At 75.2% G+C, this 24,119-nt stretch carries 21 protein-coding genes; 11 read left to right on the forward strand and 10 right to left on the reverse strand.

Annotation, left to right across the window (positions count from 1 at the left end):
* Positions 1-92: 92 nt before the first annotated feature.
* Positions 93-893: a methyltransferase domain-containing protein gene (locus tag AB0E07_RS28655; RefSeq protein ID WP_362258296.1), complete on the forward strand. Its 801-nt coding sequence runs from the start codon at positions 93-95 to the stop codon at positions 891-893.
* Positions 894-1,474: 581 nt separating this feature from the next.
* Here AB0E07_RS28655 and AB0E07_RS28660 read toward each other — a convergent pair.
* The 3 genes from AB0E07_RS28660 to AB0E07_RS28670 are packed head-to-tail and all read right to left on the reverse strand — an operon-like array spanning position 1,475 to position 4,002.
* Positions 1,475-2,209 carry an FAD:protein FMN transferase gene (locus tag AB0E07_RS28660; RefSeq protein WP_362258298.1) on the reverse strand — a complete coding sequence of 245 codons (735 nt, stop codon included), beginning with the start codon at positions 2,207-2,209 and terminating at the stop codon, positions 1,475-1,477.
* Between the two features lies 1 nt (position 2,210).
* Entirely contained in the window at positions 2,211-2,651 is a 441-nt protein-coding gene (locus tag AB0E07_RS28665; RefSeq protein ID WP_362258301.1) for an FMN-binding protein, read from the reverse strand.
* Positions 2,652-2,661: 10 nt separating this feature from the next.
* Positions 2,662-4,002, reverse strand: coding sequence for a ferredoxin reductase family protein (locus AB0E07_RS28670; protein ID WP_362258304.1), 1,341 nt, complete (start codon positions 4,000-4,002; stop codon positions 2,662-2,664).
* Positions 4,003-4,161: 159 nt separating this feature from the next.
* Between AB0E07_RS28670 and AB0E07_RS28675 the strand changes: the two genes are divergently transcribed.
* The 3 genes from AB0E07_RS28675 to AB0E07_RS28685 are packed head-to-tail and all read left to right on the forward strand — an operon-like array spanning position 4,162 to position 7,344.
* Complete coding sequence (locus tag AB0E07_RS28675; RefSeq protein WP_362258307.1) at positions 4,162-4,851, forward strand: response regulator transcription factor; 690 nt, start codon at positions 4,162-4,164, stop codon at positions 4,849-4,851.
* Positions 4,848-6,302: a HAMP domain-containing sensor histidine kinase gene (locus AB0E07_RS28680; protein WP_362258310.1), complete on the forward strand. Its 1,455-nt coding sequence runs from the start codon at positions 4,848-4,850 to the stop codon at positions 6,300-6,302. The genes AB0E07_RS28675 and AB0E07_RS28680 overlap by 4 nt, the downstream gene beginning before the upstream one ends.
* 52 nt (positions 6,303-6,354) lie before the next feature.
* Positions 6,355-7,344 (forward strand): NAD-dependent epimerase/dehydratase family protein, encoded by a 990-nt coding sequence (locus tag AB0E07_RS28685; RefSeq protein WP_362258313.1) that lies wholly within the window; start codon positions 6,355-6,357, stop codon positions 7,342-7,344.
* Between the two features lie 605 nt (positions 7,345-7,949).
* On the opposite strand, the gene AB0E07_RS28690 is transcribed toward AB0E07_RS28685, so the two are convergent.
* Positions 7,950-9,062, reverse strand: a complete 1,113-nt coding sequence (locus AB0E07_RS28690; RefSeq protein ID WP_362258316.1) for a HAMP domain-containing sensor histidine kinase — start codon at positions 9,060-9,062, stop codon at positions 7,950-7,952.
* 2 nt (positions 9,063-9,064) lie between these two features.
* Positions 9,065-9,751, reverse strand: a complete 687-nt coding sequence (locus AB0E07_RS28695; protein WP_362258319.1) for a response regulator transcription factor — start codon at positions 9,749-9,751, stop codon at positions 9,065-9,067.
* A 112-nt stretch (positions 9,752-9,863) separates the two neighbouring features.
* On the opposite strand from AB0E07_RS28695, the gene AB0E07_RS28700 reads away from it, so the two are divergent.
* The 3 genes from AB0E07_RS28700 to AB0E07_RS28710 are packed head-to-tail and all read left to right on the forward strand — an operon-like array spanning position 9,864 to position 11,976.
* A complete protein-coding gene (locus tag AB0E07_RS28700; RefSeq protein WP_362258323.1) occupies positions 9,864-10,592 on the forward strand; it encodes a glycosyltransferase family 2 protein in 729 nt (242 codons plus the stop codon).
* Entirely contained in the window at positions 10,589-11,206 is a 618-nt protein-coding gene (locus AB0E07_RS28705) for a DUF2064 domain-containing protein (RefSeq protein WP_362258326.1), read from the forward strand. Before AB0E07_RS28700 ends, AB0E07_RS28705 begins: the two co-directional genes overlap by 4 nt.
* Positions 11,206-11,976: a methyltransferase domain-containing protein gene (locus AB0E07_RS28710; RefSeq protein ID WP_362258328.1), complete on the forward strand. Its 771-nt coding sequence runs from the start codon at positions 11,206-11,208 to the stop codon at positions 11,974-11,976. The genes AB0E07_RS28705 and AB0E07_RS28710 overlap by 1 nt, the downstream gene beginning before the upstream one ends.
* 304 nt (positions 11,977-12,280) lie before the next feature.
* Here AB0E07_RS28710 and AB0E07_RS28715 read toward each other — a convergent pair whose 3' ends face one another.
* The gene (locus tag AB0E07_RS28715) at positions 12,281-13,501 is read right to left on the reverse strand and encodes a molybdopterin-dependent oxidoreductase (RefSeq protein WP_362258331.1); all 1,221 of its coding nucleotides are present in this window, start codon (positions 13,499-13,501) and stop codon (positions 12,281-12,283) included.
* A gap of 112 nt (positions 13,502-13,613) precedes the next feature.
* Here AB0E07_RS28715 and AB0E07_RS28720 point away from each other — a divergent pair, with 112 nt between their 5' ends.
* Positions 13,614-14,966: a hypothetical protein gene (locus AB0E07_RS28720; RefSeq protein WP_362258333.1), complete on the forward strand. Its 1,353-nt coding sequence runs from the start codon at positions 13,614-13,616 to the stop codon at positions 14,964-14,966.
* A gap of 15 nt (positions 14,967-14,981) precedes the next feature.
* Here AB0E07_RS28720 and AB0E07_RS28725 read toward each other — a convergent pair whose 3' ends face one another.
* Entirely contained in the window at positions 14,982-17,681 is a 2,700-nt protein-coding gene (locus AB0E07_RS28725) for a SpoIIE family protein phosphatase (protein WP_362258336.1), read from the reverse strand.
* Positions 17,682-17,947: 266 nt separating this feature from the next.
* Here AB0E07_RS28725 and AB0E07_RS28730 point away from each other — a divergent pair, with 266 nt between their 5' ends.
* A complete protein-coding gene (locus AB0E07_RS28730) occupies positions 17,948-18,712 on the forward strand; it encodes a DUF4142 domain-containing protein (RefSeq protein WP_362258339.1) in 765 nt (254 codons plus the stop codon).
* A gap of 7 nt (positions 18,713-18,719) precedes the next feature.
* Here AB0E07_RS28730 and AB0E07_RS28735 read toward each other — a convergent pair whose 3' ends face one another.
* Positions 18,720-19,781, reverse strand: a complete 1,062-nt coding sequence (locus AB0E07_RS28735) for a helix-turn-helix domain-containing protein (protein WP_362258342.1) — start codon at positions 19,779-19,781, stop codon at positions 18,720-18,722.
* Positions 19,782-19,936: 155 nt separating this feature from the next.
* Positions 19,937-20,518: a hypothetical protein gene (locus AB0E07_RS28740; protein WP_362258345.1), complete on the reverse strand. Its 582-nt coding sequence runs from the start codon at positions 20,516-20,518 to the stop codon at positions 19,937-19,939.
* Positions 20,519-20,776: 258 nt separating this feature from the next.
* Here AB0E07_RS28740 and AB0E07_RS28745 point away from each other — a divergent pair, with 258 nt between their 5' ends.
* Positions 20,777-21,568 carry an SAM-dependent methyltransferase gene (locus AB0E07_RS28745; RefSeq protein WP_362258408.1) on the forward strand — a complete coding sequence of 264 codons (792 nt, stop codon included), beginning with the start codon at positions 20,777-20,779 and terminating at the stop codon, positions 21,566-21,568.
* 224 nt (positions 21,569-21,792) lie between these two features.
* Positions 21,793-22,797 (forward strand): lysylphosphatidylglycerol synthase transmembrane domain-containing protein, encoded by a 1,005-nt coding sequence (locus tag AB0E07_RS28750; protein ID WP_362258348.1) that lies wholly within the window; start codon positions 21,793-21,795, stop codon positions 22,795-22,797.
* A 19-nt stretch (positions 22,798-22,816) separates the two neighbouring features.
* On the opposite strand, the gene AB0E07_RS28755 is transcribed toward AB0E07_RS28750, so the two are convergent.
* Entirely contained in the window at positions 22,817-24,049 is a 1,233-nt protein-coding gene (locus AB0E07_RS28755) for a GAF domain-containing SpoIIE family protein phosphatase (protein ID WP_362258351.1), read from the reverse strand.
* Positions 24,050-24,119: the final 70 nt, after the last annotated feature.

Below are 24,119 nucleotides of genomic sequence, written 5' to 3' on the forward strand. Positions count from 1 at the left end.
ACGGCGTCCTCGCCTTCCTCCCCCGGCGCGACCCGATTTCGCCGGGGCCCGGGATGTCGGCCGAATCCGCCCGGTTCCCGCATGGTGGAGCCATGAGCGAGCAGCAGCGGTTCGACGTGTGGCAGGCCGGTCCCGCCTACGAGCGGCACATGGGCCGGTGGAGCCGGAGGGTCGCCGAGCGGTTCACCGCCCTTTCCGGCCACGCCGACGGACTGCGCTGGCTGGACGTGGGGTGCGGCACCGGCGCGCTGGCCACGGTGCTGGCGACCCGGTGCCGTCCGGCGCTGGTGCTCGGCTGCGACCGGTCCGAGCGGCTGGTGACGGCGGCGCGGGATCTGAGCCACGGGCCGGTGCGGTTCGCGGTGGCGGACGCGCGGGCGCTGCCCGTGCCGGACGGCTCGTTCGACGCGGCGGTGAGCGGGCTGACGCTCAACTTCCTTCCGGATCCGGCCGAGGGGGTCGCCGAGATGGCCCGCGCGGTGCGGTCCGGCGGCCGGGTCGCCGCGTACGTCTGGGACTACGCGGAGGGCATGGAGGTGCTGCGCCGGTTCTGGGACGCGGCCGTGGCCACGGACCCGGAGGCGGCCGAACTGGACGAGGGACGCCGGTTCCCGCTGTGCCGTCCGGACCCGCTGCACGCGCTGTGGACGCGGGCGGGGCTGCGGGACGTGTGGGTCACCCCGCTCGTGGTGCCGACCGTCTTCACCGACCTCGCCGACCTGTGGTCGCCCTTCCTCGCCGGCCAGGGCCCCGCGGCGGGCTACGTCGCCGACCTGGCGCCCGAGGCCCGCGACCGCCTGCGCGACACCCTCGCCACGTCCCTCCCCGAGGCCCCGGACGGCACGATCCCCCTCCTGGCCCGAGCCTGGTCGGTATCCGGCGCCAAGCCGTGACGCGGGCCGCCGCCGAGGGCGGGAGTGCCGGGGCACCGGCGCCGACCACCGAAGGCACGTCCGCGACCGCCTCGCGCCCCCGGCACCCCGCGTCAGGCCGCACCGGCCTCCGCCGACCGGTGACAACGGCCACGGACCCCGCCTCTCACCGCCACCGCCCCGCGCCCCCGGCGCCGAACAACGACATCGTCCTCACACCTCCGGCACGAACGGCAGCCCGCAGCCCGGCGTCCGGCATCCGGCATCCGGCATCCGGCATCCGGCGTCCGGCGTCCGGCGTCCGGCGTCAAGCCCACCATGCCCCCGCACGACCCCCGTACCCGGCGCCGCCGACACACCCGCGCCAGGCCGCACCCGCCGCCGACCGGGGACAACGGCCACAGGCTCCACCAGCCACCGCACCGCCCCCGGCGCCGGACCATGACATCAGCCTCACACCTCCGGCGCGGGCCGCAGGCCACAGCCCGGCGTCCGGCGCCGAGCCCGCCATGCGCCCGCGCCACCCCGTGCCCCTCTCCGGTCGGACCCGCCTGCGACGGCTGGCCGGGGGCCCGCCCCTTGCCGCCGCGCAGCCCCCCGCCTCAGGCGGCGGCAGCCGTCGCCACCGGGAGGCCCGGGGTGCGCAGGACCTTGCCCTCCTCGTCCACCGCGAAGACCTCGCAGTCCGGGCGGGCGGCCGCCCAGGCGACGCCGGCGCGGCCGAGGGCGAACGCCGCCGTGGCCGTGCCGTCGGCCTCCGTCAGGGTGGGGGCGACGACGGTGAGGCTGCGCAGGCCCGTGGCGGGCAGGCCGGTGCGGCCGTCGAGGATGTGGGCGCCCCGCTCGTAGAGCGCGGAGGTCGCCACCGCCCCGTCGGTGATCTCCAGGACCGTGCACAGCCGGTCGGCGCGCTCGGGGTGCCGTACCCCCACCCGCCAGGGCCCGCCCGCGGCGACCACGTCACCACCGGCGTTCAGACAGAACCGCCGGACACCGGCGGCCCGCAGCAGGTCCGCCGCCCGCTGCACCGACCAGCCCTTGACCACCGCGCACGGATCGAGTCCGCGGCCGGGCAGCCGGACGTCGAAGGCGCCGCCGGTCGCGACCCGGTACTCCTCGCAGCGGGCGAGGACCTCGGCGAGGTCGGCACTGACCTCGCCGGGGCCGATCCCGCCCCGGTCGAGCCGGGACACCTCGCTGTCGGGGCGGAACGGACTGAACCGCTCGTCGACCTCGCGCAGCCAGGCGAAGACCGCGTCGGCGGCCCCGGCGGGCACCCGCTCGTCGTCCACCCGGAGCGAGACCGGGAACCCCATCACGTGCTCGACGCGCCGCATCTCAGCCGCCGTGCGCGTCGAGCGCGGCCTGGAGCGACTCCTTGTAGCCGTCGCTGGTGACCGTCGCGCCGGAGACCGTGTCGATGTCCGCGCTCTGCGCCTGGAGCGTCTCCTCGATCAGCGTCGGCACGGCGGCCGTCGTCTGGGGGTGGTTCGGCTGCTGGAGCATCCGCACGGAGGCGATCTCGTCGCCCTCGAACGTCACCTCCACCTGCACGACGCCCTTCTCGGTGCTGACCGCGGTCCCCTCCACGACCAGGGCGGAGCTGCCGGAGGAGGCGTCCCCGGCGGAGGCGTCCCCCGAGGAGGCCGAAGCCGACGGGGTCGAGGCGGGCGCTGCCGCCTCCGCGGAGGAGGCCGGCACGTCCACGGACGGCTCGTAGCGCCACAGGGGCACCAGACCGACCGCGGTCAGGACCAGGACGGGTATGGCTCGCTTCACGGTGTCCCTCTCATCCCGCCAGGCTGAAACGCTCGAAGTGGATCTGCGGCCGGGGCACGCCCAGCTCGCGCAGGCTGCCCAGGACCGCGTGCATCATCGGCGGCGGCCCGCACAGGAAGACGTCCCGGCCCGCGATGTCCGGCACCATCCGGGCCAGTTCGGCCGGGGCCAGCCGGTCGGGGCTGACCGGACCGGTCACCAGGTGCAGCTCGGCGCCCTTGGCGCGGGCCAGCTCCCGCAGCTCCCCGTAGAGGACCGCGTCCTTGTCCGTGGCGACGCGGTAGACGACCACGGCGTGGCCGTCCAGCTCCTCCAGCAGCGCCCGGATGGGCGTGACCCCGACCCCGCCGGCGATCAGCACGGACTCCGGGCGGGTGCGGTGCAGGGCGGTGAAGGCGCCGTAGGGGCCCTCGGCGAAGACCCGGGTGCCGACCTGGATGCCCCGCAGGCCCGCGCTGCCGGCGCCGGCCGCCTTCACGGTGAGCCGGAGCGTGCGGCCGTCGGGGGCCGCCGACAGCGAGAAGGGGTTCGCCTGCCACCAGCGGTCCCTCGTCAGGAACCGCCACAGGAAGAACTGTCCGGCGCGGGCCGGGAGCCGGTCCAGGTCGCGGCCGGTGACGTACACCGACACCACGTCGTCGGACTCGGGGACGACCGCCGAGACGCGCAGCCGGTGGCGCGCGTTGCGCCACAGCGGGAGCACCACCCGGCCGGCCAGGACCGCGCCGAGGGCGACGCCCCACAGCGTGTACCAGTAGGCGGTGGCGGCGGAGGAGGCGGTGAAGGTCGTGCCGACCGCGACCTGGTGGGTGAAGGCCAGCACCACGGCGAGGTAGGTGTACAGGTGGATGAAGTGCCAGGTCTCGTACGCCAGCCGGCGCCGGGCCAGGCGTCCGGAGACCGCGCCGACCACGAGGATGATCACCAGCGCGGCGACGGCCCGCAGCACCCCCTCGACCGTCTCGGCGAGGTCGACCAGCTGGGCGACCGGGTCGAGACCGGAGGAGTCGGCGTAGCCGAAGGTGAGGAAGACGGCGTGCGCGAGCAGCGTCCACAGGATGCCGAAGCCGGTCCAGCGGTGCCAGGAGGTCAGCCGGTCCATGCCGATCCGGCGGTCCAGCCAGGGCAGCCGGGCCACCAGCAGCAGCTGGAACGCCATCAGCAGGGCGCCGTACAGCCCGGCCAGGCGGCCGAGGACGAGCAGGGCGTTGGAGGCGCCGAAGCCCGCGCCGACGAAGAAGTAGGTCACCACGGCCGCGTTCGCGGCCAGCACGGCGTACAGGCCGGTGCGGGCCACCGCCCTGGGGCGTAGCGCCGTGGGGGGCGCGGGGGGCGATTGGACGGTCGTCACGGGCGGCAGCTCCTCGCTGGGGTCCGGGGGCCTGGGTACCGAGCTTGTCCGTGCGAACCTGTCGAACAGCTGTCGTAGGTCTTTCAAGTGGTTATCGATGTTCCGGGGACGGCCCGCACCCCCTGTGGGGGACGCGGACCGGTGAAGCAGTATGAGCGGGTGGAAAAAGTACGACTGCTCGTCGTGGACGACGACCCGCCCATCGCCGATCTCGTCGCGACGGTCGCCCGCTACGAGGGCTGGGAGGCGGTCACCGCGAACACCGGCGAGGAGGCGCTGCGCCGCGCCGCCGAGTTCGTACCGGACATCGTCGTGCTCGACCTGATGCTGCCGGACGTGGACGGCTTCGGCGTGCTGGACCGGCTGCGCCGCTCCGGGACGATGGTGCCGGTGGTGTTCCTCACCGCCCGCGACGGTGTCGCGGACCGGGTGGCGGGGCTGACCCGCGGCGGTGACGACTACCTGGTCAAGCCGTTCGCGGTGGAGGAGCTGATGGCCCGGCTGCGGACCGTGCTGCGACGCAGCGCCGGGCCGGGCTTCCAGCGCTCGGTGCTGCGGGTCGGCGATCTGACCATGGACGAGGACACCCGTGAGGTGCGGCGCGGCGAGCGGCTGCTGACGCTCACCCCCACCGAGTACGAGGTGCTGCGCTACCTGATGCGCAAGTCGCCGACCGTGCAGACCAAGGCGCAGATCCTGGACCATGTGTGGGAGTACGGCTTCGGCGGCCGGTCGAACGTGGTGGAGCTGGTCGTCAGCCGGCTGCGCCGCAAGCTCGACGACACCGGCCCGCCGATGATCCACACCGTGCGCGGCTTCGGGTACGTGATCCGGCAGGCCCCCAGGTGAGGGGACGGCTGCGGCGGGCGTACGGCAGGCTGCGGCTCGGCACCCGGCTGGCGCTCGGGCTCGGCGCGCTGGCGCTGGTGGTGTTCGCGGTGGTGGGGACCGCGCTGACGACGTACATGCGGGACTATCTGTCGGCCCAGCTGGACCAGCAGCTGGCGCAGGCGCAGGTCGCCCAGTCCCGGAGCATCGCGGACTACGGCACGCTGTCGGGGAAGAAGTACTACCGCTGGTACTACGCCGTGTACGACGTCTCGGACGGCGCGCCCCGGCTGCGCAAGCCCGAGGCGGACACCGATCTGCCCGCGGACGTCGACGACTTCACCTCGGTGGCGCGGGCTCGGGTCGACTCGGGCGGGGAGATCCTGCGCACCGAGCACCTCAGGGGCACCGGCGTGTACCGGCTGCGCGCCTGCGAGGTGGAGCCGGGGGTGGTGCTGGTCAGCGCGGCGCCCATGGACGACATCCAGGACACCGTCACGGAGCTGGTGACCATCCAGGCCGTCACCTTCGGGCTGGCCCTGCTGGCTCTGGTGGTCGCCGGGCGGGCGATGCTGCGGCGGGGGCTGCGGCCGATCGGCGACATCGCGCGCACCGCGCGCGGCATCACCACGCACGACCTGACCGACTCGGCGCGGCTGCCGGTGCGGCACGACCGGCACGGCGGCGGACCCGAGGTGGAGGAGCTGCGCACCGCGTTCAACCGGATGCTGGAGCACATCGACGACTCGCTCGCGGTGCGCGCGGAGGCCGAGCAGCGGCTGCGCCGCTTCGTCGCGGACGCCTCGCACGAGCTGCGCACCCCGCTGATGTCGGTGCGCGGGTACGCGGACCTGTTCCAGTACGCGGCCGCCAACGCCCCCGAGGAGCGCGACCGGCATCTGGCGCGGCTGCGCGCGGAGGCGGCCCGGATGGGCTTCCTGCTGGACGATCTGCTGCTGCTCGCCCGGCTGGACGCGGCGGAGGTGCAGGCCCCGCTGCGGCTGCGGGAGACCGACCTGGTGGCCCTGGTCCAGGAGGCCGTGGACGCGTTCCGGGCCAGTCACGCGGGCCGCCCGCTGACGGTGGAGCCCGGTCCGGCGGAGCTGACCGCCCGGGTGGACCCGCAGCGGATCCGGCAGGTGCTGGACAACCTGCTGACCAACGCGGCCGTGCACACCCCGCCGGGCACCGAGGTCCGCGTCACGGTGTCGACGGCCGGCGGCACGGCCCGGATCCGGGTCACCGACGCCGGTCCCGGGGTGCCGGAGGCCGATCGCGAGCGGGTCTTCGACCGGTTCTACCGGGTGGACAAGGCGCGCAGCCGGGACCGCGGCGGCAGCGGTCTGGGGCTGGCGGTGGCCGCCTCGCTGGTCCGCGCGCACGGCGGGACGATCGACCTGGTCTGCGTTCCGGGGGCGACCTCGTTCACCGTGTCCGTCCCGCTGTCTGCCGGGGATCTTACGGACCGGTGACACGGGCGCCGTCGCACCGCCCTTTCCCCGGTCGCCGCCCTAGCGTGGGCGCATGCGTGTACTGGTCACCGGCGGTGCCGGGTTCATCGGGTCCCGGGTCGTCGAGGCCCTGACGGAACAGGGCCACGAGCCCGTGGTGTACGACGTGCGGACCGACCCGGCGTCGGACGTGCGGGACGCGGACGCCGTGCGCCGGGCGCTGGCCGGGGTGGACGCGGTCTGCCACCAGGCGGCGATGGTCGGCCTCGGCACGGGTTTCGGCGACGCGGCGGAGTACGTCTCCCGCAACGACCTCGGCACCGCGGTCCTGCTCACCGCCATGGCGGAGACGGGCGTACGGCGGCTCGTCCTGGCCGGGTCGATGGTGGTGTACGGCGAGGGCCGCTACACCTGTGCCCGGCACGGCACGGTCCGCCCCGGGCCGCGGGCCGCGGCCGATCTGGACGCCGGCCGCTTCGAGCCCCGCTGCCCGGTGTGCGGGGACGCCCTGGCGCCGGGCCTGGTCGGCGAGGACGCGCCAGTGGACCCGCGGAACGTGTACGCCACGACGAAGCTCACCCAGGAGCATCTGGCCGCGTCCTGGGCGCGGGCGACGGACGGGCGGGCGGTGTCGCTGCGCTACCACAACGTGTACGGGCCGGGCATGCCGCGGGACACCCCGTACGCGGGGGTCGCCTCCTTCTTCCGCTCCGCGCTCGCCCGGGGCGAGGCCCCGCGGGTCTTCGAGGACGGCCGCCAGCGTCGGGACTTCGTGCACGTACGGGACGTGGCGGCGGCCAACCTGACCGCGTTGGAGGCGGATTCCCCGGCGGGCGCGCTGGTCGCCTACAACACCGGCAGCGGCGAACCGCGCACCGTCGGCGAGATGGCCCACGCGCTGGCCTCGGCGTACGGCGGGCCCGAGCCGGTGGTGACGGGCGAGTACCGGCTGGGCGACGTCCGCCACGTCACGGCCGACTCCACCCGCCTGCGCACCGCCCTCGGCTGGCGGCCCCGGATCCCCTTCACCGAGGGAATGCGCGAGTTCGCCACGACCCACTGACCGGCTCGCGCCGCTCAGGTCTCCCGCCCCGGCGTCCGACCGGCCCGGCCCGCTCCCGTCGGCGCCCCGGTGCGGTCGGCGCGCGCGGCCCCGCCGCCGTTGTCCGGTCGGCCCGCCCGTCCCGGCACCGACCGGACCCGCCCTCCGGCACCGGCCGGCCCACGCGGGCCGGCCCCTCGCCCGCACGCCGCCCAGGCCGCACGGCGGACCGGGCGGGGTGCGGGCGGTCGGGCCCGTGGAGCAAGCCCGGTGGGCCACGGCGGGAGCCGACCCACGCGAGCGGCGGCGGGCCGGGTGCAGCGGGACCTTCCACGCCGGTGCGGTGGGCGGTCGGGCCGCGGCGATCGGCCCGCGCGGGCTCGACCGCGGTGCCCCGTCCGGCTGCGGGGCGCGGGCGGGCCGGTGGACCAAGCCCGGTGGGCCACGGCGGGAGCCGACCCACGCGAGCGGCGGCCCACCGCCCCGTCCGGCGGCGGGCAGGGTGCAGCGGGACCTTCCACGCCGGTGCGGTGGGCGGTCGGGCCGCGGCGGTCGGCCCGCGCGGGCTGGCACCGCGGTGCCCCGTCCGGCTGCGGGGCGCGGGCGGGCCGGTGAAGTGGGGGCGGTCAGACGTCCGCCGTCGGGAGGGTCACCTCGAAGCGGCAGCCGCCGGGGATGTTGCGGACCGTGGCCCGGCCGCTGTGGGCCTCGACGATGCCGCGGACGATGGCGAGGCCGAGGCCCGCCCCGGCCGGCGGGGTGCGGGCGTCGGTGCCGCGCCAGCCGGTGTCGAAGACGCGCGGCAGGTCCTCCTCGGGGATGCCTCCGCAGCCGTCGGAGACGGACAGCACCACGCCTTCGGGGATCCGTTCGGCGGCGACGGCCACCGTGCCGTCGGAGGGGGTCCGCCGGATCGCGTTGACCAGGAGGTTGCCGAGGACGCGGCTCATCTCCTTGCCGTCCACCTCCACCGGCACCGGTTCCACGCCCCCGCCGACGAGCCGTACCCCGTGCTCGCGGGCGAGCGGGTCCGCGCCCGCGAGGGCGTCGCCGACCAGGTCGTACAGGGAGACCCGGGTGGGGCTCAGGGCGAGCGCTCCGGCGTGGATGCGGGAGAGTTCGAAGAGGTCGCCGACCATGTCGTTGAGGCGTTCCACCTCGGTGCGGATCTGCCGCAGATAGCGGTCGGGGTCGGCGGCGACGCCGTCCTCCAGCGCCTCGGACATCGCGCGCAGTCCGGCCAGCGGGGTGCGCAGGTCGTGGGAGATCCAGGCGACGAGTTCCCGGCGGGAGGTCTCCAGGGCCCGTTCGCGCTCGCGGGACGCGGCGAGCCGGGCGCTGGTGGCCTCCAGTTCGCGGCTCAGGGCGGCGAGTTCGGCGGTGGCGGGCCCGTCGGGGGAGGTGAAGGCGCCGCCGTCGCCGAAGGAGCGGGCGGCGAGGGCGAGGTCGCGGCTGCGGGCGACCACCCAGCGGCCCAGCAGCAGGGCGGTGGCGAGCGAGACCACGGCGGCCATGGCGACGACGAGGGTGACGACCTTCAGGTCGTGCTCGGAGAGGAACATCGCCTGCGCGACGGCGAGGGTGCCCGCGAGCATCGCGGTGACGGCGACGGCGGCGACCACGGTGAGGTGCACGGCGAGGGAGCGGCGCCGGACGAGGCGCAGCACGCCCGCGCCGAGCACGCCGGCCGCGGTCGCGCCGAGCAGGGCGCACAGGGCGATGAGGAGGGTGTCGCGCACGGTCACTCCCCCTCGAAGCGGTAGCCGACGCCCCACACGGTCTGGATCAGCCGGGGGCGGGCGGGATCGTCCTCCACCTTGCCGCGCAGTCGGCGCACATGGACGGTGACGGTGGACAGGTCGCCGAAGTCCCAGCCCCACACCTCCCGCATCAGGTCCTCTCGGCCGAACACCCGCCCCGGATGCCGGAGGAAGAAGCCGAGCAGGTCGAACTCACGCACGGTGAGGGCGAGTTCGACGCCGTCCTTGGTGGCCCGGCGGGCCGCCGGATCCAGGGTGAGACCCGCCCCGCGCAGCGGTGCCGCGGCCTGCGGGGGGCGGGCCCGGCGCAGTACCGACTCGACGCGCAGGACGAGTTCGCGGGGGCTGAAGGGCTTGGTGACGTAGTCGTCGGCGCCGACCTCCAGGCCGAGGATGCGGTCGTCCTCGTCGCCGCGCGCGGTGAGCATGATGACCGGGACGGGCCCCCGCCCGCGCATCCGGCGGCACACCTCCAGGCCGTCCATGCCGGGCAGCATCAGGTCCAGCACGACGAGGTCGGGCCAGTGCTCGGCGGCGCGGGCCAGGGCGTCGGGGCCGTCGCCCGCGCGGTCGACGAGGAATCCGGCTCGGTCGAGGTAGCCGGAGACCACCTCGGCGACGGTCGGGTCGTCGTCGACCACTAGGACCCTGGGCTGCTGCTGTTCCATGCCGCCAGCCTCGCACCCGGCGCCCGCCGATGCGCCGGCCCCCGTCCGACGTCCTTGTTTCGTAAGAAGCCGATGCCCGGTATGCCCCTTTTGGGCTCGTAGGGTGAACGGCGTGACCCTCTCCTCCGCTTCCGTACCGGACCCGGCGCCGGTCGATGTCGTCCTCCCCTGCCTCGACGAGGCCGAGGCCCTGCCGTGGGTGCTGGAGCGCATCCCGCCGGGCTGGCGCGCGCTCGTCGTCGACAACGGCTCCACCGACGGTTCGGCCGGCATCGCCCGCGCGCTCGGGGCGACCGTGGTGCGCGAGGAGCGCCGCGGATTCGGCGCCGCCTGCCACGCGGGCCTGACCGCGGCCACCGCCGAGGTGGTCTGCTTCTGCGACTGCGACGCCTCGCTCGACCCCGGCGACCTGGTCCCCTTCGTCGCCCGCATCCGGTCCGCCGAGACCGACCTGGTGCTCGGCCGGCGCCGCCCCGAGGGCCGGGGCGCCTGGCCCGCCCACGCGCGTGCCGGCAACCTCGCGCTCTCCCTGCTGCTGCGCCGCCGCACCGGCCTGCGCCTGCACGACCTGGGCCCGCTGCGAGCCGCCCGCCGCGAGGCGCTGCTCGCCCTCGGCCTGACCGACCGGCGCAGCGGCTACCCCTTGCAGATGGTGGTCCGCGCCCGGGACGCGGGCTGGCGGATCAGCGAGTACGACGTCCCGTACCGTCCGCGCGCGGGCGCCTCCAAGGTGACCGGCACCTGGCGCGGGACCTGGCAGGCGGTCCGCGACATGAGCCGTGTCCTGGCCGAACCCGAGGCGTCGGGGCGGGAGACGTCCGGGGGGGAGGTGTCCCGATGAGCGCGCCGCCCACCCTGCTGGTGATCGCCAAGGAGCCCCGTCCGGGCCGGGTGAAGACCCGGCTGACCCCGCCCTTCACTCCCGCCGAGGCGGCGGCGCTCGCCGAGGCCGCGCTCACGGACACCCTGGAGACGGTGGCCCGGACCCCCGCACGGCGCCGGGTGCTGGTCCTGGACGGGACGCCGGGCCGCTGGCTGCCGCCCGGCTTCGACGTCGTGCCGCAGTGCGCGGGCGGCCTGGACGAGCGGCTCGCCGCCGCCTTCGCGGGCTGCGCGGGACCGGCCCTGCTCATCGGCATGGACACCCCGCAGGTGACGCCCGAACTGCTGGACGTCGACCTCTCCGACTGCGACGCCTGCTTCGGCCCTGCCGAGGACGGCGGCTTCTGGGCGCTCGGTCTGGCGGCGCCGGATCCCGCGCTGCTGCGGGGCGTGCCGATGTCGACCCCGCACACCGGCACCGCCCAGCGGGCCCGGCTCGCGGGACTGCGGGTGCGGGAGCTGCCGGTGCTGCGGGACGTGGACACCGCGGACGACGCGCGGCTGGTCGCCGAGGCGGCGCCCCGGGGACGGTTCGCGGCGCTGCACGCCCGGCTGACCGGGGCCGAGGACTGATGGGCACGGTACGCGTCGCCCGGCCGCGGGGCACCGCCTCGCCCTGGTCGGCGGACCCGTACTCCGACGCCCTGCGCGCCGGGCGCGGCCCGCTGTTCCTGCGCCGGGCCGACGGCTGGCTGCTGCCGCTGGACGTGGAACGGTGGTGCGCGCGGGCCGACGCGGCGGACCTTCAGGTGCTGCGGCTCTGCGAGGGCACCGTGCTGGACGTGGGCTGCGGTCCCGGCCGGCTGGTGGCGGCGCTGGCGCACCAGGCGCGGCCGGTGCTCGGCATCGACGTCAGCGCGGCCGCCGTCGCCCGCACCCTGGGGCTCGGCGGGCAGGCGCTGCGCCGCTCGGTCTTCGAGCCGCTGCCCGGCGAGGGGCGCTGGGGCACGGCCCTGCTGATCGACGGCAACGTCGGTATCGGCGGCGACCCGGCCGCCCTGCTCCGCAGGATGGCCGAACTGCTGCGCCCCAAAGGCCTGCTGATCGTGGAGACGGTGCCGGGGCTCGACCTCGACGAGCGGGCCGTGGTGCACGTCACCGACGCCCGGGGCGCCGCCGGAACCCCGTTCCCGTGGGCCCGGCTCGGCACCGCGGCCCTGCTGCGGCACGCGGAACCGGCCGGCTGGCGGGCGGAGGCTCAGTGGGCGGTCGGCGGTCGTTCCTTCGCGGCCCTGCGCAGCCGCAGCACGAACAGCGCGGCGGAACCGCCGAACAGCACGGCCGTCAGCAGCAGCCAGCGGGCGAGGAAGCCGTCGGCGGACAGGCCGGTCGCGGACTCGTAGCGGTCCGTCACCCGGCCGGTGATCAGCGGGAACCACACGAGCAGCAGCAACGCGGAGAGGGCGGCGGGCACTCGGACGTACAGCACGTTCCGGCCCGCCGCCGTCACCAGGGCCCGGTCCGCGGCCGAGTACAGCGGCAGCAGGACCAGGTCGTGCAGCACGGCCGCGCCCACGAACCACAGGGCGACGGCGAACCAGTCCCCGTCCAGCAGCCGCACCCCCGCGTATCCGGCGAGCGCGAAGGAGCAGACGAGCAGCAGGATCTGCAGCGGGCTGCCGAGAGCGGGGCGGGGCGGGCGGCGCATCACAGGTCTCCGAAGGTCAGCCGGGCCACCCACTTGGTGTTGAGCACACCGGGCGCGGCCGGCACGATGATCCGCGCCGGGTGGCCGTGGTCGGGGGAAAGTTCCTCGCCGTTGACGAACAGGGCGAGCAGGGAGCGCGGATCGGCGACCTGGTTGGCGCGGAGCGCGGCCTTCCGGAACGCGCCGCGTCGTTGCAGCGACTCCACGAACACGTCGGGCGCGTCGTCGTACCCGACGAGTGCCGCGAGGTCGCTCAGCCGTACCCCGCGCCACCACTGGTCGCCGGTGGACCAGCCCTCCACACAGGCGATCGGCAGCGCGGCGCTGTGCTGGGGCAGCCGCAGCAGGTCGGCGCGGGTCAGCCGGACGGTTCCGGTGCGGCCGGTGACGGCCAGGTGCCAGGCGCCGTCGGCGGTCTCGGCCGGGCGGATGCCCGCGTAGGCGGCCGTCTTGTTGATCTGGAAGCCGTTCGGGCCCTGTCCCGGGTCGGCGCCGCCGTGCGGGGCGAGCAGGGCGGTGCGGCGCAGCGGGCCGTCGAAGTTCTGCCCGACGGTGGTCAGGAAGAGGAGGAGCGAGCCGCCGCCGACGAACCACAGCGCGCCGCGCCGGGAGACGGTCGGTTCGGCCGGCTCGGTGGGCACCAGGTCGTTGCGCTCCTCCCGCATCTGCCGCAGATTGCGCAGCGCCGTGGGCGTCTTGAGGGCGAGGTGGGCGAGGAACGCGGCGAAGAACACCCAGGCCCCGTAGAAGTGCAGGGGGTAGAAGGAGCCCGGGAAGACGTAGTCCAGCTGGATGTTGAGGACTCCGGTCACGAACTCGAACAGCGCCCCGCCGACCAGCAGCAGCAGGGAGATCCGCTCCAGGGCGTGGGCCACGGAACGGGCGGGCGGCAGGGTGAACAGTCGCGGCACCACCGACCACAGCTTGGCCAGCAGCACCGGGATCAGCGTGACGCCGAGGGTGACGTGGACGCCCTGGTTGAGCCGGTACAGCCAGTGCGGATCGGTCGGCCAGGAGAACAGGTAGAAGCCGAGGAGACCCTTGTCCGGGGTCTTGTCGTTCACCGGCGACAGGTCCGGGTTGTAGGCCGCGTAGGACAGCAGTCCGGTCACGAACAGCACGGTGATGCCGCCCAGCAGGACGACACCCAGCACGGAGGTGAGCCAGGGGCCGCGCAGCGGGCTGCGCCAGAAACCGGGTGAGAAGGGACTCCGATTCATGTCCCGACCGTAGGCCGCCGGGCACCCCTCAAGGGGTTGTGAACCATGACGAAACTCTGACGTCGCAGCCTGTCAGCCGTCCGGTCGAGGCCCGCCGCCCTAGCGTGCCGGTGTGACCCGCGATCTCTCCCGTGACCCGCGCCGCGATCTCTCCCGTGACCTGCGCCGCGATCTGTACGCGGCGGCGGCCGCCGCGCTGCTGTTCGCGGCCGCCGCCGTGGTCGGCACCGCGATCGAACGCCGTGACGGCACCCTGTTCGTCAACTGGCCGCCGCTGCTGGCGAACTGGGGCCCGCACCTGGGCCCCGGCACCCTGCCGGCGGTCGTGGTGGCGGTCGCGGTGGTGGCGTACGGGCCGCCCCTGGCCGCCCGGCTGCCCTGGCGGAAGCTGCTGCTCGTGGGCTGGGGCGCGGGCACGGCGTGGACGTTCGCGCTGGCGCTGGTCGACGGCTGGCAGCGGGGCGTGGCCCGCCGGCTGACGACCCGCTACGAGTATCTCCAGGTCATCGACCGCTTCCAGGACATCCCGGCCGCGCTGCGGGGCTTCACCGACCACATCCTGCTCGGCTCCCCGGAGCACTGGCCCGCGCATGTGGCGGGCCATCCGCCGGCGGCGACGCTGACCTTCGTGTACCTGGACCGGATCGGTCTGGGCGGCGGCGCCTGGGCGGGCGTGTGGTGCGTGGTCGTCGGCGCCACGGCCGCCCTCGCGATCCTGGTGACGGTCCGTGTCCTGGCCGACGAACGGCTCGCGCGCCGGGCCGCGCCGTTCCTGGCGCTGGCGCCGGCCGCGGTCTGGCTGGGCACCTCGGCCGACGCGTACTTCGCGGCGGTGGCCGCCTGGGCGGTGGCGCTGCTGGCCCTCGCGGTGACGGGTCACCGTCCGGGCCTCACGGCCCTCGGCTCCGGCCTCCTCTTCGGCCTGACGGTGTGTCTGTCGTACGGTCTGACGCTCTTCGTGGTGCCCGCGGCGGCGGTGCTGTTCCTCGGCTCGCGGCGCGGGCGTCCGCTGCTCCTGGCCGCGGCCGGGTTCCTGGTGGTGCCGCTCGCGCTGACCGCCTACGGCTTCCACTGGTGGGAGGCGTACGACCTGCTCACCACCCGCTACGACCAGGGCGCGGGCGGCACCCGGCCGCAGGCGTACTGGGTGTGGGCCAACCTCGCCTGCCAGGTGCTGGTGGTGGGGCTCGCCTCGGCGGCGGGGCTGCGGCGGACCGGGGTGGCGCTGCGCGGCGGGCGGGGCACGGCGGAGTTCCGGCTCGGGGTGCTGGTGGGGGCGGCGCTGCTGGCGATGCTCGTCGCCGATCTGTCGGGGATGAGCAAGGCGGAGACGGAGCGGATCTGGCTGCCGTTCGCGCTGTGGCTGCTGCCGTCGTGCGCGTTCCTGACCGGGCCGCGCGGCTGGCTGGCCGCGCAGGGCGTGCTGGCGCTGCTCGTCAACCACCTGCTGCGGACGGGCTGGTGATCGGGGCGGGCGCGCTCAGGGCAGCGGCTGCTCGGTCCAGATGACCTTGCCGTGCGGGGTGTGGCGGGTGCCCCAGCGCTCGGTGAGCTGGGCGACGAGGAAGAGGCCGCGGCCGCCCTCGTCCTCGGTGCGGGCCCGGCGCAGCCGCGGCGAGATGCCGCTGCCGTCGGAGACCTCGCAGATCAGGGCGCGGTCGCGGAGCAGGCGCAGCTGGACCGGGCCGGTGGCGTGCCGGATGGCGTTGGTGACGAGTTCGCTGGCGACCAGTTCGGTGGTGAACGCCAGGTCGTCCAGGCCCCACTCGGCGAGCTGCGCGGTGACGGCGGCCCGGCAGCGGGAGACGACGGCCGGGTCGCTGGGCAGGTTCCACTGGGCGACCCGGTCGGGCCCGAAGGCGTGGGTGCGGGCGACCAGCAGCGCGACGTCGTCGGTCGGGCGGACCGGGAGCAGGGCGTCGAGGACGGCCTCGCAGGTGTCGTCGGGGGCGCTGCCGGCGTGGCCGAGGGCGGTGCGCAGCCGGTCCAGGCCGGTGTCGATGTCCCGGTGCCGGTCCTCGACCAGTCCGTCGGTGTAGAGCACCAGCCGGCTGCCCTCGGCGAGTTCGAGTTCCGCCGTCTCGAAGGGCAGCCCGCCCAGGCCGAGCGGCGGGCCGGAGGGCAGGTCGACGAAGTCCACCGAGCCGTCGGGGCCGACGACCGCGGGCAGCGGGTGCCCGGCGCGGGTGAGGGTGCAGCGCCGGGACACCGGGTCGTAGACCGCGAACAGAACGGTGGCGCCTATGCCGCACATCTCGGCCGGGGTGGTCTCCGAGGCCCAGTCCTCGCTGCGGTCCAGCCGGCCGACGAGGTCGTCGAGGTGGGTGAGGACGTCCTCCGGGGGCAGGTCGAGGGAGCAGAAGTTGTGCACGGCGGTCCGCAGCCGGCCCATCGTCGCCGCGGCGTGCAGCCCGTGCCCGACGACATCGCCGACGACCAGCGCCACCCGGGCGCCGGAGAGGGGGATCACGTCGAACCAGTCGCCGCCCACGGCGGCCTGCGCGGGCATGTACCGGTAGGCGACGTCGACGGCGCTCTGCTCGGGGCGGCCCCGGGGCAGCAGACTGCGCTGGAGGGCGAGGGCGGTGTTGTGCTCGCGGGTGAAGCGGCGGGCGTTGTCGATGCACATCGCGGCCCGCCCGCCGAGTTCCTGGGCGAGGGAGAGGTCGTCGTTCTCGAACGGGACGGGGTTGGCGCAGCGGTAGAAGCTGACCACGCCGAGGGTGGCGCCGCGGGCCCTGAGCGGCACGGTGATCAGGGAGTGGGTGCCGGCCGCGAGCACCCGCTCCAGCCGTACCGGGTCCTGGGCGCGCCAGCCGCCCGCCTCGGCGAGCACCGGTTCCAGCACGGCCCGGCCGCTCTCCAGGCTGCGGGCCTGCGGGGTGCTGCCGATGTAGGCGAAGCCGTCGCCGACGTGGTAGAGCCGCGGTTCGTCGTTGCGGCAGCGCAGGGCGACGCGGCGCAGCGGGACGTCCGCGCCGAGCGGTCCGGGCTCCTCGCCGTGCAGGACGGCGTCGGGGAGGTCGACGGCGGCGAAGTCGGCGAAGCGGGCGACGACGACCTCGGCGAGTTCCTCGGCGGTGCGGGTGACGTCGAGGGTGGCGCCGATCCGGGTCCCGGCCTCGTGCAGCAGCCCCAGCCGCCGGCGGGCCAGCAGCGCCAGCCGGCCGACACCGGGCTCACCGATCAGCACCAGCCGCCCGTCGGCCCGGTCGCCGAGGCCGCCGGGTGCCATGACATGGGCGGGGGCGGTCGGCACGGGGGTCGTGGGCGCGGTCAGTTCGACGGGACGCGGGTGGCCCAGGATGCGGGCCTCGACGACGACGCCGGCCTCCCCGGCGGCGCCCACGACCCGGCGGCGCAGCAGGGTGGCGGTGCGGCCGCCGCTGAGGGTCACCTCGTCCAGGGTGCGGTGCGGTGAGGCGAGCAGGGCCTCGGCCTTCTCGCGCAGGACGGCCAGGTCGATCCGGCCGATGCTGGTGGCGCCGTCGCGCTCCGGGCCGCCGTGCGGGGCGGCCCGGCGGTAGGCGGCGAGCAGCGCCCGCTCCCGCTGGGTGGACTGGTCGAGCAGGGCCGCCTCGACGGCGAGGGCGGCCTCCTCGACCAGCCGGAGCATGATCGGGTCGCCGTCGTCGCGCAGACAGGTCAGGTCCAGCACCGCCACGGTGTGCCCGCTGAGCGGGTCGCGGATCGGGGCGCCGGCGCAGGCGAAGGGCTGGAGGCAGTCGGCGAAGTGCTCCCGGCCGACGACCCGGACGGGGCCGCGTTCCACGAGCGCGGTGCCGACCGCGTTGGTGCCCACGACGTCCTCGGAGGCGTCGAAGCCGGGGGCGAAGCTGACGGCGTCGAGGTGGGCGAGGAGTCGGCGGTGCCCGCCGAGCCGCTGGACGATCCGGCCCTGTCCGTCGCAGAGCGCGACGGTGGTGCCGAGATCGGCGAGCGACTCGGTGAGCTTGCGCAGGACCGGCTCGGCGGCGCGCAGCAGCCGCTCGTCGAGCGTGACGTCCGGGGCGTAGGGGATGTGCAGGCGGTCCGGTTCGAGACCGGCGGAGCGGCACCGCTTCCAGGAGGCCAGCACCGCGTCCCGGACGTCCGAGTCGACGCGGGCTCCGGTGAGGAAGCGTGCGTGGGCATCGACGAGCCCGCCGATGTCGTCCCAGGCGACAGGCAAAGAACTCACTTCCCTCAGGCATTTTCACCCTAGACCTGTCGTGACTCGCATCACAACAGACCGTGAGCGGGGCCGGGAGCACCGTCCACGACGAGACCAGCCTCCACCACGACGTTCCGGTCCGCGAGGCGTACGGTCCCGGCCCCCGCGCGCACGGGCCGCGGATGTGACACAGAACACGGCGAAAATGCGGGAAGTTTTACCGTCGACGGTGATTGTTCCGCGCCCGGCACCCGTATCCCCTGGTGTCAGAGCCTTTCGCCTCAGGAGGTCCGATGCGCATCTCGCGCAGTACGGCGGGAACCGTCTTCGTCGGCGGCGCCCTGGTGCTCACCCTGTCCGCCCTCGCGTACCCCGCGATGCTGGGCGTGCAGAACACCTCGACCGACACGTCCCGCATCATCGCCAACACGCCCTACGGGCCGTTGACGGAGGCGGACCGGGACTTCGTGGTGAAGGTGCGCGCCGCCGGGCTGTGGGAGTACCCGATCGGCGAGATGGCCCTGGAGCGGGGCGACAGCGCGGCCATGAAGGAGGCGGGCAAGCACCTGCTCGTCGGTCACGCGGGGCTCGACGCGATGTGCCGCAAGATCGCACCCGAGCTGGGTATCACCCTGCCCAACCAGCCCTCGCCGCAGCAGCAGCAGTTCGTCGCGACCGTGGAATCCAAGACCGGCAAGGAGTTCGACTCCACCGCGGTCGCCTTCATGCGGGTGGCGCACGGCCGGATCTTCCCCGCCATCGCGGGCATCCGGGCCAACACCCAGAACACGCTGGTCAGGCAGCTGGCGGACCTGACCAACGACACGGTGCTCGACCACATCACCGTGCTGGAGAACACCGGCCTGGTCAACTACGAGCAGACCCAGTTCCAGCAGACCTCGCCCCCGAAGCTGCCGGACGTGCAGCTCACCCCGCCCCCGCCGCAGCCCGGCGCCCCCGTGCTGGCCCTGAAGCCGCGCCCGGACCTCGATATCAACACCGCCGCGCCGCAGCCGACCCCGACCCCGACTCCGAACCCGAGCAGCACGGTGGGCTGAGCGGCGCTCACAGGGGCTTGGCCGGCCAGTCCAGCAGCCGGGCCCCGATCGTCGCGGTCTGGAGGGTGTAGCGCTGCACCGGGTCGGCCGGGTCCGCGCCGGTCAGCTGCCGGACGCGCTCCAGCCGGTAGGTCAGGGCCCGGACGCTGAGCGAGAGCCGGCGGGCCGCCTCGGCGGCGACGCAGCCGGAGTCGAAGTAGGCGTTGAGGGTGTCCAGCAGGGGCCGGGCGCCGCCGCGGGCCCGGCCGAGCGGACCGAGCACGCTGCTCACCAGGTCGATCATGGCCTGCCGGTCCCGGGTGAGCACGGGGTAGACGAGCAGGTCGGCGGCGCGCAGCACCGGTTCGGTCAGCTCCAGCCGGGTCGCGAGGTCCAGCGCGTTCAGGGCCTCCTCGTAGGACTGGACGACGCCCGCGGGGCCGGGGTGGGCCCGGCCGACCGCGACCTGGCCGCCGTCGGTGGCGGCGTGCGCGTGCTTGGCGAAGTGGGTGAGGACCTCGTCCTGGTGGCCGGGGGCGATGCAGACCATCCGGCCGTCCTTGGTGGTCAGCAGGATGCTGCGGTCGCCGAACCGGCCGATCAGCGCGCGCTCCACGGAGCGCGGCACGGGATCGCCCTCGTCGTACGCGGCCGGGCCCCGGGCCACCGCCACGGCGTGCGCGTGCGACAGGCGCAGCCCGTAGCGTTCCGCGCGTTCGGCCAGCAGGCCGAGGTCGCTGCGGCCGTAGAGCAGGTCGTCGACGAACTCCCGGCGGGCGGCCTCCTCCTGGCGCACGGCGTGCCGCTGGGCCCGCTCGTAGCCCTCGGCGAAGGCGTCCAGGGCCTGGGCGGCGGCGGACAGGACGGCGTCGAGGGCGGCTCCGTCGCCGGCCGGGCGGCTCGCACGGGTCTCGGCCATGTGCGCGGCGACCATGGCGCGCAGTCCCACTCCGGCCTCGGCGGCGCGTTCGCCCAGGACGCGGCGGGAGTCGAGTTCCGCGCGGCTGAGCCGTCGGCCGGTGGCGGTGGCCTCGGCGAGGATGTCGGCGTAGCCGGTGAGGCACTCCGCTATCACGTCCGGCCCCGCCATGCCCGCTCCCCCCGTTCCCCGCGTCCGCCGGTCCCCCGTCGGCCGCGGGCGCGCTCCCACGTTGTTTTCTGACGCCTTGTTCTCTGACGCCTTTCTAACGCATCCGGTTCGGTGGCCCGCCCCCGAGGTCCCGCGGGGCCGCCCCCGCTGGGCGATCAGCCCGTTTTCCAGCCGTTCCGGGTGTCGATCCGCTCCCACTCCAGCGCCCACTGCGCGAGGCGCCGGCGCTCCATCAGCGCGCGGACGGCCCAGACCCCTCCGACGACGGCACCGGCCGCGCACAGCGCCGCCAGGACAGCGCCCGAGACGGCGTGCAGCCGGATCTCGCCGGCGCTCAGCGGCTCGGACGTGATCCGCTCGTGGCCGTCGGTCCAGACCGGGACGGTGGCCCCGGCCTTGGTCCTGGGCGGGACGCGCGCGTCGTCGGTGTGGGTCCGGCCGTCGGCGCCCGTCCAGCGGACCTCTGCCCACACCCGGTAGTCGGCCGGCACCCGGGCGGGCACCTTGTCGTCCGCGTCCTCGACCAGGACCGCCGACACCTGGCGGCTCTGCGCCCGCTGGTCGGCGGCGGCCCGCTCCACCGCCCCGACCGTGACGATCCCCGCGAGCACCCCGCCCAGCAGGGCCAGCAGCCATCCGGCGAGCACCACCCAGGCCTCGACCAGATCGCAGCGCCGCCGGAGCGGACTGCGCCGCCACCGCCACATCCGGATCCGTCCGGACCGTGTTCCAGCCATCGGCCGACACCCCCTGAAGAGGTCCGACAGCACCTACCCCAGTGTGCGCCCGTCGCGCTGGTCCCGCCCTCGCGCGCCCCGCACCGGGCTTGTCAAGAGTTGAATCAAAGTGGCCGAAAATCGACTCTCGACGAAACCGGAAGCGCCCAAGCGGCCTGCGGCGAAAGCCAGTTCGCCTAAGTTGGGCACCACCTGATCAACGAGGCCCTAGCAGGAGGCAGCACCGTGTCGGACGTCGATCCCCAGATCCGCGCGTCGATGGAGATACGCGCCCGCATCGACACGACGAAGCCGCACTCCGCGCGCTTCTGGAACTACTTCGTCGGCGGCAAGGACAACTACGAGGTCGACCGGGAGATCGGCGACCAGATCAAGGAGATCTTCCCGGGTCTGGTCGACGTGGCCGTCACCAGCCGGCACTTCCTCGGCCGCGCCGTGCGCCACCTCGCCGTGGAGCAGGGCATCCGCCAGTTCCTGGACATCGGCACCGGTCTGCCCACCGCCGACAACACCCACGAGGTCGCCCAGCGCGTCGCCCCGGACTCGCGGATCGTCTACGTCGACAACGACCCCATCGTGCTGGCCCACGCCAACGCCCTGCTGACCAGCACCCCGGAGGGCCGGACGGCCTACCTCGACGCCGACCTCTACGACCCGAAGGCCGTGCTGGAGACGGCGGCGGAGACCCTGGACCTCTCCCGGCCGGTCGCCCTGATGATCCTCAACACGCTGGGCCACGTCGCCGACCACGCGCAGGCCGTCGACCTCGTGCAGCGGCTCATGGCGGGCCTGCCCTCCGGCAGCTACCTGGTGATCAGCGACAGCACGGCCACCAGCGAGGGCATGATCGCCGCGTCCGAGGCGTACAACTCCAGCGGCGCGGTGCCGTACTACGTGCGCAGCATCGACGAGATCGGCGCCTTCTTCGAGGGCCTGGAGCTGGTGGAGCCGGGCATCGCCCAGGTGACCGAGTGGCGCCCGGACGGGACCGGGCCGCAGGGCTCCGAGGTCTCCGTGGACGCCTACTGCGGAGTGGGCCGCAAGCCCTGAGCCGGACACACCACGGGACAGGGCGCGGCGCCAGGGGGCCGCGCCCTGTCCCGTGCGCACGGGCCCGGCGCGTGTCCTGACCCGTTTCTTCCCTGGGCCGTCGGTTTCCGGTCTCCGCGCCGTCACGTCCGCCGGGCACCTTGTTCGCACGTCCCCACTGCCTCGCCTTGTGATGCCGACCGCCCCGCACCACGTGGGCGTGACGCGGAAGGACGACGTGCGCCATGTCCCTTCTCCCGCTCCCCGCCCCGGCCGCCCCGGTCCCCGCCCCGGCCGCCGCCCCCTCCCCCGCGCGGCTCGCCCGCGCCGCCCGGATCACGCTGACCGTCCTGCCGCTGCTCCTGATCGGCGGCTGGCTGCTCGCCGACCGGCGGAGCCTGTACGACGGCACCGCCCGGCTCGCCGCCGCCCACCCCGGGTGGCTGCTGTCCGCGATCGTCTTCACCTGTCTGACCTGGGTGGCCTCCGCGGTCGTCCGACAGGGGGCGATCCCCGAGCGGATGCCGCCCCTGCTCCTGCTCGCCTCGCAGTTCGCCGCGGGCGCCGCCAACCATGTGCTCCCGGCGAGCATCGGCGCCCACGCCGTCACCCTGCGCTTCCTCCGGGGCCAGGGCGTACCGCTGCCCCGGGCCGCCGCCTCACTCGCCCTGTACTCGGTGGTCAAGCCGATCGCGAAGGTGTTCGTGCTGCTCGCCCTGGTGCTGGCGGCCCCGGAACTGCTCCGGCTGGACGGCCTCCTCCCGGACACCGGCACCCTGCTGCCGGCCACCGCGGTCGCGGTGACCGCGCTGACGGCCCTGCTCCTGCTCCTCTCCCTGGTACGGCCGCTGCGCCACGGCTGCCTCGGCTTCCTGCGCACCGCCCTGACCGACGCCCGGCTGCTGCACACCCGGCCGAGCCGGGTCCTGGCGCTGTGGGGCGGAGCGGTGGCCACCCCGCTGGTCCAGGCGGGCGTGGTGGCCTCGGTGGGCTCCGCGCTCGGGCTGCCGCTGTCGTGGGCGCAGATGGTGTTCGCGTTCCTCGCCGCGAGCACGGCCGTCGGGGCGGTGCCCGCGCCGGGCGGGATCGGCCCCGTGGACGCCGCGCTGGTCTTCACCATGGCCGCCTACGGCGCGTCCCTGGGGCAGGCCACGGCCACCGTGATCGGCTACCGCGTCCTGACGGTCTGGCTGCCCCTGGTCCCGGGCCTCCTGGCCCTCTCCGCCCTGGTCCACCGCAAACTGCTCTGACCCCGGCCGGGGCCCGCGGTCAGGGGCCGGTCGGTGCCGCGCGGTTCTGGAGGCGGGCGGCCAGGACCGCGACGTCGTCCTCGGCGTGCCCGGCGTCCAGGCGGGCCAGCACGGTGTCGAGGAGGTCCTGGACGCCGGTGGCGGCGGCGAAGTCCACCCGGGCCAGCCGGTCCAGGGAGTGGTCGATGTCCTCGCCGCGGCGCTCGACGAGCCCGTCGGTGAACAGCATCAGCGCCTGGGAGGGGTCCAGCCGGAAGGTGGCCGGCTCGTAGCCGCCGAGACCGGTGCCGAGCGGCGGGCCGACCGGGAGGGGCGGCAGCGTGACCCGGCCCTCGCCGTCGATCACGGCGGGCGGCAGATGGCCGGCGCTGGCCAGCGTGACCATGCCGCGCACGGGGTCCACCCGGGCGATCAGGCAGGTGGCCGGACGCCGCTCCGGCTCCGCCGAGGCGATGTCGTCGAGCTGGCGCAGCACCCGGTGCGGCGGGAGGTCGGCGGAGGCGATGTAGCGCAGGGCCGAGCGGTAGGCGGTCATGTCGACGGCCGCGTCCAGGCCGTGCCCCATGACATCGCCGACGACGAGGAGCGTACGGCCGAAGTGCAGCCGTACCGTCTCGCACCAGTCGCCGCCGACCACGGCGCGCTGTCCGACGGGCTGGTAGCGGATGGCCACGTCGAGGTTGGGGTGCGGGCGGCCGGGCTCGGCGAGCAGCGCGCGCTGGAGCTTTCCGACGATCCCGGCGACGGCGTCGTGCTCCCGGGCGTGCCGGACGGTGGCGGCGGCCCGCTCGGCGAGGAACGTGACCAGTTCCTCCTCGTCGTGGCTGAAGGGCGCCCCCTCACGGGCGCAGACCAGCACGCCGTAGTGGTGGCCGCCGGCGCCGAGCGGGACGCAGAGGGCGGGCCGGGTGCCGCCGGAGGTCAGCCGGACGGCACCGCCGCCGGTCCCGCGGGCCACCTCGGCGGCCCAGCGGGTGTCGGGCAGCACGGCCGGGTTCCCCCGGCCGGAGTGGTACACGGCGCCCGCCTCGGCCCGGTCGTCCAGGACCGCCGCCGCGGCCCCGACCTGAGCGGCGACCTCACGGGTCAGCTCGGTGTACGTGGTGTCCTCGTCCAGCGTGGTCCCGATGCGGGACGCCGCCGAGCGCAGCGCGCTCAGCCGTGATCCGCCGGCGCCCCAGGGAGGCGGGGCGGCGGAATCGGCAGGCTCGGCCGTCGCCGGGCTCTGAAACGACTCGAACGATCGCGCCACGCCTACCACCCTAAAAGCACACCGGCCCGAAGCGGGTAACGACAGGATTGCGCCATGTCGAATGCCGGGG

Origin of the sequence: Streptomyces sp. NPDC048002, assembly GCF_040653275.1 — a bacterium.
Classification (GTDB): domain Bacteria; phylum Actinomycetota; class Actinomycetes; order Streptomycetales; family Streptomycetaceae; genus Streptomyces.